This window comes from Chryseobacterium pennipullorum (genome assembly GCF_003384725.1).
In the GTDB taxonomy this organism is placed as follows: Bacteria; Bacteroidota; Bacteroidia; order Flavobacteriales; family Weeksellaceae; genus Chryseobacterium; species Chryseobacterium pennipullorum.
The window spans coordinates 20,300-32,993 of record NZ_QNVV01000028.1; the positions used below are offsets into that span (position 1 = coordinate 20,300).

The 12,694-nt window shown below is 39.2% G+C and carries 6 protein-coding genes; 3 read left to right on the forward strand and 3 right to left on the reverse strand.

What is annotated here, in order from left to right; all coding sequences use genetic code 11:
- Positions 1-7 precede the first annotated feature (7 nt).
- The 3 genes from DRF67_RS20485 to DRF67_RS20495 form a co-directional block, all read right to left on the reverse strand.
- Positions 8-1,834, reverse strand: coding sequence for an alkaline phosphatase (locus tag DRF67_RS20485; RefSeq protein WP_115930157.1), 1,827 nt, complete (start codon positions 1,832-1,834; stop codon positions 8-10).
- Positions 1,835-1,959: 125 nt separating this feature from the next.
- Complete coding sequence (locus DRF67_RS20490) at positions 1,960-3,465, reverse strand: RagB/SusD family nutrient uptake outer membrane protein (RefSeq protein ID WP_115930158.1); 1,506 nt, start codon at positions 3,463-3,465, stop codon at positions 1,960-1,962.
- Between the two features lie 26 nt (positions 3,466-3,491).
- Entirely contained in the window at positions 3,492-6,380 is a 2,889-nt protein-coding gene (locus DRF67_RS20495; RefSeq protein WP_115930159.1) for a SusC/RagA family TonB-linked outer membrane protein, read from the reverse strand.
- Between the two features lie 338 nt (positions 6,381-6,718).
- Here DRF67_RS20495 and DRF67_RS20500 point away from each other — a divergent pair, with 338 nt between their 5' ends.
- From DRF67_RS20500 to DRF67_RS20510, 3 genes are all read left to right on the forward strand, one after another.
- Positions 6,719-7,507: an SDR family oxidoreductase gene (locus DRF67_RS20500; RefSeq protein WP_115930160.1), complete on the forward strand. Its 789-nt coding sequence runs from the start codon at positions 6,719-6,721 to the stop codon at positions 7,505-7,507.
- Between the two features lie 224 nt (positions 7,508-7,731).
- Positions 7,732-9,243, forward strand: a complete 1,512-nt coding sequence (locus DRF67_RS20505) for an autotransporter assembly complex protein TamA (RefSeq protein ID WP_228435875.1) — start codon at positions 7,732-7,734, stop codon at positions 9,241-9,243.
- Between the two features lie 275 nt (positions 9,244-9,518).
- Positions 9,519-12,677, forward strand: coding sequence for a SusC/RagA family TonB-linked outer membrane protein (locus DRF67_RS20510; RefSeq protein ID WP_115930162.1), 3,159 nt, complete (start codon positions 9,519-9,521; stop codon positions 12,675-12,677).
- Positions 12,678-12,694 lie beyond the last annotated feature (17 nt).

Here is a 12,694-nt window from a genome sequence, read left to right on the forward strand (position 1 = left end):
ACAAAGATTACCTCTTTATGCCGTAAGCAGCAAGTATTTTGTTAAATATTTCTGTGTTCTCAAACAATCCGGTAAATTCTTTAGAGTTTGGGCCATATGCGAAAACACTTGAAGGGATTGAAGTATGGTCATTCGTACTAAAGTGTCCAAATACCCAGCCTTCTTTAAGGCTTCCGTCAAGAAGGGTTAATCCTCCTGTTTCATGATCTCCGACAACCACAACCAGCGTTTCTTTGTTTTCATCTGCAAACTTCATTGCTTTTCCTACCACTTGATCGAAATCCAGCAATTCAGTAACCAGTTGTTCAATATTATTACTGTGTCCCCCTCCATCGGTTTGCGAAGCTTCTACCATCATAAAAAATCCCTTTTTATTAGATTTAAGATCATTCAGTGTGAGGTCAAAAGCATCGCCCAGCCAGTTTCCTCTTCCGCTGCTTATTCTTTGTGAAGCTAAGGGATCAATGATCAGGGTACGATTGTTTATTTTTGCTGCCGATTTCAGATCGTGGAAAATCTCTATTTTGGCTTCTTTCAATTTTTGTTCAGTTTCCGGAGTCAACCCGCTTGTGGGACCTCCGATTAGAATTTTTGTTTTAGAAGTGGCAAAGTCTTTCAAAATACGTTCCGAACTGTTCCTATTGTCTGAGTGTGCATAGAAGTCCGCAGGCGTGGCATCTGTAACATCTCCTGTAGAAATTAATCCTGAAGCCATCCCTTTAGCAGCAATAATATCAGGAATCTGTGCTAAAGCTTTTCCGGAATCATCGACTCCTACAAATGTATTTTTGGTTTTTACTCCCGTTGCAAAGGCCGTGGATCCCGGTGCTGAGTCTGTAATATAAGCATTGGAAGAATTCGTCTTTGACAGGCCGGTTGCTTTCATGTTAAAAACATTAAGCTTTCCTTTATTGGCTGTAAAAGCTGCATAATATTGTGGTAGAGAGGTACCATCCGGAATCAACAGAATCACATTTTTCACTTTTTTGCTCATCCCATCGGTCTTATAGGTTGGCCTGTAAGTCGTATATTCCTTCGGGTTCTTATAGAAATTCCTTGGTATTGTATTCATGAATTTTTTAAGATCCGGAATATGATCTGTATTGATATAATCTACTCCCATATCCATCAGATTCACCCAGGCATTGGGAAAATCCGGTGCTCCGTAAAAACGCATGGGCTTCTGCTGAGTATGTGCCTTCTCAACAGCCGCTTTTATTTTCCCGGTTTCTTCGTCTCTTGGAATTCCTTTTCCGTTCCATTGTACCAATCCCGGCAAATCTGCACTGAACATTCCGATCCTTTTCAGCTGGTCAGCTGTATATATTTTATCAAGATCTCCATCAAAATACAAATAGCTGGGATAATTTTTAAAGTCATCCGGCTGAGGCCTTCCTCCTGTTATCACGATTTTAATTCCTGGATTTCCAGTAATCTCAGGATACTTCTTTAAAGCAGTGATCAGTGCAGCTAAAGATGTTTTATAATCCTGCTTAATATCGATCAGGAGTTGGAGCTTCTTACCCGTATCAGGGTATATGCTTCCCTTGTTCTGTTTAATCTGCTTTGAAATATTATCAAGATAAAGACTTTCTAATGTTCTCTCCGGTGAAAGTTCCTTTTCCGTATGGGCTACCCAAAGTTTACCCTGTACGAGGAAAACATCCGCTTCAATAGATCCAAAATTAGCATAATATGCCTGCCAGAAAGGAATTTCCTGCATATAATCATTGTGGGAGTGTGCATTCCCCACATTGTAGTTTAAATAATTCTGTGCCTTATTTTCAGTACAAATAGCTAAGGCCAGTACCGCCAATATTTTTGATAATTTCATTCTACTCTTTTTTATTGTCTTTAAAGGTTTGATAATTTGTGGCAAATGATTCATACCCCTGTAAAAAACTATATCATCACATAGATTCTGCGATGATATAGAGGATTATATATCCGGTTGACTATTTACCAACCTTCATTTTGTTTAATGATTCCATAGCTGTTTACAATCTCTGCTTGTGGCACTGCCCAAACATTATGTACAGAAGGGTTGAAGTTTCTTGCCGCCCATACTACCTGTCCGTTAATGCCATGTAAAGGTTTTGCATAAGCAGCCTGAGCATCGCCCCATCGTACAAGGTCTCTGTGACGGTCTGCCCATTCACCAGCCAGCTCACAACGTCTTTCATGCTTCAGGTCAGCCATTGTACATCCGGTTTTGGGAGCAAGACCTGCACGGGTTCTGATCATATTGAGTTCCTGATCAGCGTTTCCTCCTGACATTAGCAGGGCTTCAGCTTTGATAAGAATCACCTCAGCATAACGCATAATAGGAACAGCAAGATCTGTACAGGGATAATCTCCGTTGGCACTCACATGACCACTGCTCAATGGATATCTGAAAGCATCCATATATTTATTGAACTGGTATCCTGTTAACGAGTTGGAAGATGCATACGTTCTTTCCGTCCCGTTAAAAGTGAATTTATCTCCTAACTTCAGAATTGTTGTGGCCCTTCTAAGATCTCCGGTTTCGTACTCATCATATAATTCTTTTGTAGGCTGGAAGTATCCCCATCCGTTATATTCTCCCCAGCCTTTGTTTTCCAGCATTACACCTGGAAGAATACTTCCCACCGAATTAAATTTAGGAGTGCTCGGGACTGACCAAATATACTCTGAGCTGTAATTGTTTTCAGCTTTGAAGACATCTGCATAATTGTTCAGCAGATTTCTGTTTCCCTTAGTCATTACCTCATTCGCCCAAAAAGAAGCATTTTGCCAGTCTTTCATGAATAGATATACTTTTGCCAGAAGCGCCCATGCTGCGGCCTTATGAGGTCTGCCATAGTCTTTAGCCGGAAGTTCAGCCTGGCTTGGTAATAAGTCAGCCGCTTTTTTCAGATCATTAACAATATACTTGTAATTTTCCATGACATTGGCTGCTCTGGGAGCCGGGCCGTCCGGTTCTTTAGTCCGGTCTATAATTGGAACACCGGCTTTTTCATTTCCATAACTGTATGCCAGTTCAAAATACATCCTGCTGCTCATAAACAGGGCTTCCCCTAAGTATTTGTTTTTAACAGCCTGCGCAGCCTGGATATTATCAACATTACGGATCACACGATTGGCTACCCCAATCACCGTATATCTCTTATTCCATTGGGTTTCCAAATCTCCGGCAGCGATATAATTGCTGCTAAAATTCTTCGCATTATCCGCTTCACTTTTTGATCTTCCTGTTACCATATCATCACTGGCATTAATAAACCAGAAAAATCCCCGCCCATAAAATTCACTGTCTGAAAGCGGCTTATACATTGCATTAGCTCCCGTAATCAGGTCATTTTCGGTTTTCCAGAAACTGGCTTCCGTTGGTGTTCCTTCCGGTTGGATATCCAGCTCATTGGTACAGGACAGCAATAATGCAGACAGCCCTGTTATTAATAGTATTCTATTGAAAATTTTCATCTTTTTACTTTTAAATTTATGTTAGATTAAAACCCGACTTCCAGTCCGAAAATAAATGAACGGGCCTGAGGATATCTGCCGGTATCCACACCATACGTTTCCATTCCCACTTCAGGATCAAAGCCGGTATATTTGGTCATCGTAAACAGGTTATTGGTTGTCACATACACTCTGATTTTATTCACATCAAGTTTCTTGTAAAGTTCCTGTGGCAATGAATATCCTACTGTTAAATTTTTCAGTCTCAGGTAAGAACCGTCTTCTACATAGAAATCCGATACTTTTGAATAATTACCGCCAGGGTCTCCCTGCATCAGTTTCGGAATATTGGTATTCGTATTCTGAGGCGTCCAGGCATTCAGGATATCCCGGTCCATATTATAGTTCTGTCCGGTTCCTCCCGGATTTAATGAAATAAATTTCAATCCGTTGAATATTTTGTTTCCATATACTCCCTGGAAAAAGAGATTAAGATCAAAATTCTTCCATGTCATGTTGTAGGATAATCCATAAGAGAATTTAGGATATGGATTTCCCAGATTTACGAAATCATTATTATTTAAGGTTCCAGTATTTCCATCCTTCTTCAGGAACTTAATATCTCCCGGTTTGGCATTGGGCTGAATAAGATTACCATTGGCATCTTTATAATTATCAATTTCCGCCTGATTCTGGAAAATTCCGTCGGTTTTGTACCCATAATATGAGTACAGGGATTCACCCACTTTGATACGGGTAGGCTTCAATACACCTCGTACATTATTACTGTTGACAAAGATCTCATCCACACCGGCTAATTGCTTAACCGTATTTTTCAGTTGACTAAAAGTAGCCCCCACTGAATAGGTAAAATCACCTGTCTTTTTACTGTTATAATTGATTCCTACCTCAAATCCTTTATCCTGAAACAACCCGGCATTTACATAACGGTCGATATAAGTTTCGGTACTTGAAAGATTGACATTGAAGATCTGATCTGTTGAATTTTTGACGAAATAATCAAATTGTAAGGAAAGGCTGTTATGCAGAAAGGAAGCGTCTACCCCAAAATTGGTTTGCTCAGATTTACCCCATTTCAGATCCGAATTGGGCTTTGTTGTCGCATAATACGCAATATTCTGTGAAGGATCCTGGCCGAAAATAATATTATTGTCCCGTACCATCAATGGATTCACTGCCTGATAGGAAATTCCACCGAGGTTTCCTAAAATTCCGTAGCTCCCTCTCAGTTTCAGATTTGAAAGCCAGGAAATTTCGTTTAGAAAATTCTCTTTGGAAACCACCCATGCCCCCGACACAGAATAATAATTGGCAAATTGATTTTGTTTAGAAACCAAAGACGTCCCATCTCTTCTTCCCAGTAAACTGATCATGTATTTTCCGGCATAGTCATAGTTGACCCTTGCGAGATAAGATATCAGGGCTTGTTTGTATTTATAGCTGTATACTTCTTTATTGGTATCTGCGGCATTTTGAAGATATCTGAAGGCTTCTGCTTCACTTCTGAAGTCAAAAGCTTTTGCTCTGAAACCTTCCTCGGTTGTTTTCTGAAAAGTAAATCCGGCAAGAGCGTCAAAATGATGTTTACCCCATGTAAATTTGTAGGTAAGGAGCTGCTCGGCAAGAGAAGTTGCAACCGTATTAGACTGGTATTCCAGATTATTCGTATCAAATATCTTTCCCACTTCCAGCACTCGTGACGTAAATTCCTTAATATTCCCCAACTTAAAGGTCTGGGAAAAGTTGGAACGGAATTTCAGATCTTTGGCCAAAGCCACTTCTATGTAAGGATTGATTAAAATCTCATGGGTAGGGTTCTGAATACTGATTCTTTTAAGATAAGCAACCGGATTGATCATATCTCCATATCCTCCCGCCACGTCAGTGGGCAATCCGGAATAAGCTCCTGTCGGGGTATAGACAGAAACGTTCGGCGGATAATACATCGCAGCTACCAGGGCTCCTGTATAGCCATTTTTTGTATTCGCAGTATTTCCGTCAGAGTAATTGTAGTACATATTCTCTCCAATCGTCAGCCAGTCTTTCACCTTATGCTCAGAATTCACTCTGAAATTATATCGCTTTGCCTGGGTATTTAGTAGAATCCCTTCGAGATTTCTGTGGTTCATACCGACAAAGAATCTTGATTTTTCATTTCCACCCCCAAGGTTCACATTATATTCCTGAATAGTTCCTGTACGGAAAATCTCATCCATCCAGTTGGTTCTGGTAATTCTTCCGTCAGAATATTTATCCGCATTGAAGGCTAGTGGAAGGCTGTTCAGCTTTCCGGCATTGTCATAGGCCTGGCGCATGACATCCTGAAATTCTGCAGCATTTAAAGATTCTTTTAAGCGCCATGCCTGGTTAATACCATATTTAACATCAAAATCTACCGTTAAAGTTCCTTTTTTACCTCTCTTTGTGGTGATCAGAATCACCCCTCCGGAAGATCTAGCTCCGTAAATTGCTGCCGAAGCATCTTTAAGAACAGAAATATCCTGAATATCATTAGGATTAATATTAGGCGTTCCGTTAAAAACCACTCCATCTACAACGTAAAGAGGAGTTTCTCCATTTACCCCTCCCAGACCGCGGATATTCACTTTAGGAGAACCGTTGGGATCTCCGCCTTCGTTCACCACCGTAACCCCGGGAGCTTTTCCCTGAAGCACTTCTCCTATTCCGGACAAAGATCTTGAACTCAGCTTGTCCAATGAAGCTTCTGCTACAGCACCGGACACCTTACTTTTTTTCTGTGTTCCATAACCCACGACGATAACCTCATCGATGGATTTTTCTTTTATACTGTCTTTTTTTTGAGAGAGGAACAATGGCGATGCTGATATTGCACCAATAAGTAATACCCGGCCCGTGAGATAAGTTACTGAAACCGGGACTTTAAATACATTCATGACATCCTTTTTAATTAGATGCAAAATTAGAACAGCTCCTCCCTGGACTTCATTAAGATTTTCTTATGTTTTTATTAAGAAACCTCCATTATGTTCGAACAAAATAATTCACCACAAGAATACAACAAACTGTGATTCAATGTGATAAACAATAAAGTAATCATTCCTTCTTTATCCGTCCTTTTATTTCATGTTAATTTTCTTTTAAGTTTAGAATGATTCCCTACCGAAAACGCTTCAATTAAGCAGAATCGGATTGAATTATTTTCAGATATAATAAATAACAGAGTTCATTATTCTTTTTTTACATTTGCTGAAATTAAAATTATACAGATTACATGACCATTATCATCACAGGAACCTCATCAGGAATCGGATTTGTGCTGGCCGAATATTTTGGTAAAAAAGGACACAAAGTATATGGTTTAAGCAGAAAGCATACGGAGAGCCAGTATTTCAAATCAATCCCTACGGATATCACCGACAATGCTGCGGTTCAAAACTCCATCACGGAAGTATTACGGACAGAGACCAGAATTGATGTTCTTGTCAACAATGCCGGAATGGGAATGGTAGGTGCTGTGGAAGATTCTACAAAAGAGGATATTCTAAAATTATTTAACCTGAATCTGGTTGGCTCCGTTCAGATGATGAGCGCTGTAATGCCTACTATGCGTGAACATAAATTTGGAAAAATCATTAATGTTTCAAGCATTGGAAGTGAAATGGGATTGCCTTTTCGTGGATTTTACTCAGCCTCAAAATCAGCGCTGGATAAAGTAACTGAAGCGATGAGATATGAGGTTTATCCTTGGAATATTGATGTATGCTCTCTTCATTTGGGAGATATCAAAACCAATATTGCTGAAAACAGGGTGATGACTCAGGTTTCCCAGCCTTACAAAAGTGTCTTCGATAAAGTATATGCTTTGATGAATTCCCACGTGGGCGACGGAACAGAGCCTTTTGAGGTGGCAGAATATATTGAACAGCTCTTAGCAAAAAATAAGTGGAAAGCTCATTATTATTTTGGTAAATTCGGACAGAAGATCGGCGTTCCTTTGAAATGGATTCTTCCGCAGGGGACTTACGAGAATTTAATGAAAAAATATAATAAACTGAGCTAGTTTCAGTTTTATAAAAAGTTATTAATTATTTTAATTTTTAAACCACAGGAGAGGTTAAACAATACTTTAACTTTAATCTTAAAAAGGTTGATTACAACAATGATCCATCTGCGGTTTACAGACATTTGGGATTGAAACTGTTTCTGAAAATATTTTTTGTGCTGTTCTGCGTTTTTACCCAAGCGCAGAAAAAGCAGTATTGGCTTATTGATACGGAAACAAAAGTGAAGAAAAAAGTCAAGGATTCTGTTTCTGCTGTGAAATTTCTGGATTCTCTGGCCCAGAATAATTATTTTTTCACACAGCTGAAAGAGGTAAAAGTAAAGGGAGACAGTACGGAAATATTCTATGATAAAGGAAAGAATTACAACGAAACCTATGTGGATCTTTCGGATGCCATTGTTCAGAAATTAAAAACATCAAAAGCTTTTTTTACCAAAAACCTGGATTCCACGAAGAAAAGCATCAACAAAAGTTATATTGATGAAGGGTATTCCTTCAGCAGGATCAAATCTAAATTTAAGGGACAGAAAAACGGATTTCCCGTCGTAGAACTGGATATCAATAAAAATGATAAAAGAACCATCGACGGTTTTGTAGTGAAAGGCTATGATAAGGTTCCCAAAAGATTCATTAAAAATCTTGAAAAAGAATTTAAAGGAAAAAATTACGATGAAAAGAATCTCCTTGCCATCAATAAGAATTTTCAGAGCCATCCATTTGTAACCCTAGAACGCCAGCCCCAGACTTTATTCACCAAGGATTCCACCAATATCTACCTCTTTCTGGAGAAGAAAAAAACAAATACTTTTGACGGTGTTATAGGGTTTGGAAATGATAAAACCGATAAGTTTACCTTAAACGGTACAATGAATGTGAACTTCAGAAATATGTTCAATGGTTTCGAAGCAATCAATCTGTATTGGCAGAGAAACCCGGATAAAGGACAGACATTCGACCTTCAGGTTGATATTCCCTATCTTTTTAAGTCGAATGTGGGACTGAATACCAAAGTGAACATATACCGCCAGGACTCTACTTTTGCCAACGTCAAATTCCTTCCTGCCTTTTATTATCATATCAATAACCGGAATAAAATTGGGCTACGGGCAACTTTGGAAACGTCTACCATCATTGATTCTTTATATGTTCAGGGAAAAGATTATAACAAAAAAGGGATCGGGATCTGGTTTGAGATGACCGAACCCACAGATATTGATCTGTTCCTTTATAAAACAAGGATCAATGCAGGATATGATTTTCTGACCACTACCTATACAAAAGGAAATACAAAAGCAACCCAGAACCAGTTTTACTTCTTTGGCGAACATAATTACAATATTTCCGGAAACCACTTCCTGAATATCAAAGGTGAAGGTGCTATGATGGATTCTAAAGTAGAATTTTCTGCCAATGAACTCTACCGCTTCGGCGGCTGGAACTCTATGCGGGGATTCAATGAGAATTCCCTTGCTGCCGATTTTTATTATTATGGCAGTTTAGAATACCGGTATCTGATAGGCAGTCAGGCCTTTTTTGATGTCTTCGGACAATACGGGCAGCTCAATAATAAGTCCCTGAATGTAAAACCTAAACTCTATAGCGTGGGACTCGGATTTAATTTCTTTATTCCGATCGGGCTGATGAGTTTCCAGCTCTCCAATGGTAATGAATTTGGAAATCCATTTAAGTTCAATGATATAAAAATCCATTGGGGGATTCTGAGCAGGTTTTAAAAAAAGCAGGAAGGCATGGAGTTGGAAACAGGAAGTTTTCTATTGTGCGACCCGCTCTAATGAAGACTAGCACAGAAGATTAAAAGTAAATTACAGCCCTAAAAAACTTGCAGCTTCCAGCCCATAAAATAAACCAAAAACACCTATACAGAACTTATTTTTTACTTTACCATTGTGTTAATTATTTCTGTTAAAAAATCTTTAAATCGTATTTTTATTTTAATACATCATTAAAATTCTGGTAATACTACCCTGCTAAATTTGCCTTCAAAAAAATGAAGAAAACTCTAGCAACTTTTGCAGTTCTTTTACTTCCTCTTTATTTTACAGCTCAGGAAACTGATGTCTCCGGTACTGTAAAATCTGAAAACGGCATGAGTATTTCGGGTGTAAATATCACTGATAAGAACACAGGTAAAACAGCAACTACCGATGAAAATGGCTATTTTATCATCTCTGCAAACCCAAAGGATATTCTTGAATTCTTTGCCCCTGATTTTTCTATTTACACTGTTGAGGTTTCTTCAAAAAAACAGTATTCGGTAGTTTTAAAAAAGAATCAGGAAAAACAGATTGAAGGCGTAGTGATTACCGCTTTGGGAATTGCCAAAAAGAAAGAAAAAATCGGATATTCTACCCAGGAGGTGGGAACCAAACAGTTTGAAACCATTACGACACCAAGTATAGGAAATCTTTTCTCAGGACAGGTCGCGGGACTGAACGTATCCAACCCTACAGGAATGCAGCAGGCTCCCCAGTTTACCTTAAGAGGCAACTCGAATCTGGTGTTTGTGATTGACGGAGTTATTGTAGAAAAGGAAGTATTCCAGAATCTGGATCCCAATAATATAGAAAATATCAACGTCCTGAAAGGAGCCACTGCTTCTGCTCTCTATGGATCAAGAGGACGATACGGAGCCATTCTGATTACCACAAAAAATGCGCGGAAGAAAGGGTTTTCTGTAGAATTCTCACAGAACACGATGATTACAGGAGGGTTTACAAACCTTCCGAAGACACAAACAGAATATGGAAACGGCTCGCATGGAAAGTATGAATTTTGGGATGGGGCTGATGGAGGCGTAAATGACGGAGATATGATCTGGGGACCAAAATTTGTTCCGGGTTTGAAGCTTGCACAATGGAACAGTCCCATCAGGGATAAAGTAAGTGGGCAGGTTATTCCATGGTATGGAGCGGTAACGGGTACACAGTATGATGATAAGTCACGATTTGAAAGAGTTCCGATCGACTGGAAGTATCATGATAATTTAAATATCTTTCTAAAGCCTGCGGTTATCAATAATAACAATTTTGCCATCAGCTACAGGAATAATAAGGATGTATACCGGTTTTCGGGGAACTTCATGAATTATGATGACCGGGTTCCCAATTCGTATCTACAGCGATATGGGATCAACTTTTCTTCTGAAAATCATATCAGCGATAAATTCGTTTTTGATACAAAGTTCAATTTCAACCAGACTTTTACCCCCAATGTTCCCAATTATGAATACAACCCCAGTGGCCATATGTATACCATACTCATCTGGATGGGAGGTGATGTAGACGGAAATGCACTGAGAAACCATATGTGGATTCCCGGGAAAGAAGGAAGAGCACAGGCCAACTGGAACTATGCCTGGTACAACAACCCATGGTTTGGTGCAGAATATTATAAAAACCAGAATACAACCAATATCATCAATGCACAAACAGGCTTAGAATACAAAGCGACCAAGGATTTCTCCGTAAAAGGGAAAATTTCTCTCGTTGAAAACCACAGTAAAACGGAAGTACTGAGTCCGTATTCTTATTTCAACTACAATGCGCCAAGAAGTGGAGGGTATATTCTGAAAGATGAAAAAACATGGAACCTCAACTATGATGTATTGGCAACTTACAAGAAAAAGATTTCAGAAAACTTTGACTTTACGATCAATGCCGGTGGTTCTGCCTTTTACTATAAAAACAATAAAAATGAAAGGTCTACCGATGGATTAAAAGTCCCGGAACTGTACTCTTTCGAGAACTCCATCGGAGCTCTTAAAAATTATACCTATCTGAAGGAAAAATTAATCTACAGTGCCTATTCAACAATTGATATTGGCTTGTACAATGCTTTTTTCATCAACATTTCCGGGCGTAATGACTGGTCTTCCACCTTACCAAAAGCCAACAGGTCTTACTTCTATCCTTCTGCATCGGTAAGCGCCGTCATTTCCAATCTTGTTAAGATGCCCGAATCCATTAATATTCTGAAGCTTTCAGCTTCGTGGGCAAAAGTAGCATATGACTTCCAGCCCTATTCTATCAGAAACTATTACCTCAATAATAAAGGAATTGCATTCAATGGTAACCCTACTTTTTATTATCCGACCACTCTGAATGTTGAAAATTCCTTAAAGCCTGAACAGACAAAATCCTATGAGCTGGGACTAAGTGCAGGCTTTTTGAACAATAGAATTACATTGGATGCCACCTACTTCAGAACACTGGATTATAACAACATCCTGCAGTTTCCAAGTGCTGAGTCATCAGGATTCATTTTACAATACGTCAATGGTAACGAGTATACAACAAAAGGATTTGAAATTTCCCTTGGCCTTGTTCCGGTAAAAACCTCCGACTTTACATGGAAAACCCTGATCAACTGGAGCACTTATGAGCAAAAGCTGACTTCCATTTATGAAAATATGCCCAATTATAATAACATCAAGCTGGGAGAAAGAATGGACAGCTATTATGATTATGAATGGCAAAAATCTCCGGATGGAAAAGTAATCCTGGATGCCAATTCGGGAATGCCGACTAAAGCCAATGCACCAAGTAACCTCGGACATTTTAATCCTGACTGGACTTTCGGTTTTAATAACACTTTCAAATACAAAAAACTGTCATTAAATATCGGAATAGACGGAAGCATCGGTGGTGTCATGAGGTCGCAGGTTGTTGAAAAGATGTGGTGGGGCGGAAAACATCCGAATTCCGTTGCTTACAGGGATCAGGAATACGCCAATCCGGGAACGTATTATTTTGTACCGGATGGAGTGAACTATAACCCGGCAACAGGAACCTATACACCTCATACCAAAGCGATAAGCTTCCAGGACTGGGCACAGAACTATCCATATCAGGCCCGGGTAACACAAAGCGAAAGCGAAGAATTTGCCAATGTTTTCGACAGGACTTTCATTAAGCTGAGATCTGTTATTCTGGAATATGATTTCTCATATCTGCTTAACCCAAAGGGGATGATCAAAAACTTTACCGCCAACATTTCTGCTTATAACCTGGCCATGTGGAAAAAATCGAAGAACCTTTACTCGGATCCGGATTTCCAGATTAGAACGGGTAGAGAGGGAGACATCACGAATGATATCCAGGATCCATCCAGCAGATGGTTCGGAATCGGATTTAATCTTAAGTTTTAACTAAAAGTACATCAATT

Bases quoted from the DNA above. Each gene is read 5' to 3' on its own strand.
- DRF67_RS20485 (WP_115930157.1), bottom strand. From the start codon at position 1,834: ATGAAATTATCAAAAATATTGGCGGTACTGGCCTTAGCTATTTGTACT.
- DRF67_RS20510 (WP_115930162.1), top strand. From the start codon at position 9,519: ATGAAGAAAACTCTAGCAACTTTTGCAGTTCTTTTACTTCCTCTTTAT.
- DRF67_RS20500 (WP_115930160.1), top strand. From the start codon at position 6,719: ATGACCATTATCATCACAGGAACCTCATCAGGAATCGGATTTGTGCTG.
- DRF67_RS20490 (WP_115930158.1), bottom strand. From the start codon at position 3,465: ATGAAAATTTTCAATAGAATACTATTAATAACAGGGCTGTCTGCATTA.
- DRF67_RS20495 (WP_115930159.1), bottom strand. From the start codon at position 6,380: ATGAATGTATTTAAAGTCCCGGTTTCAGTAACTTATCTCACGGGCCGG.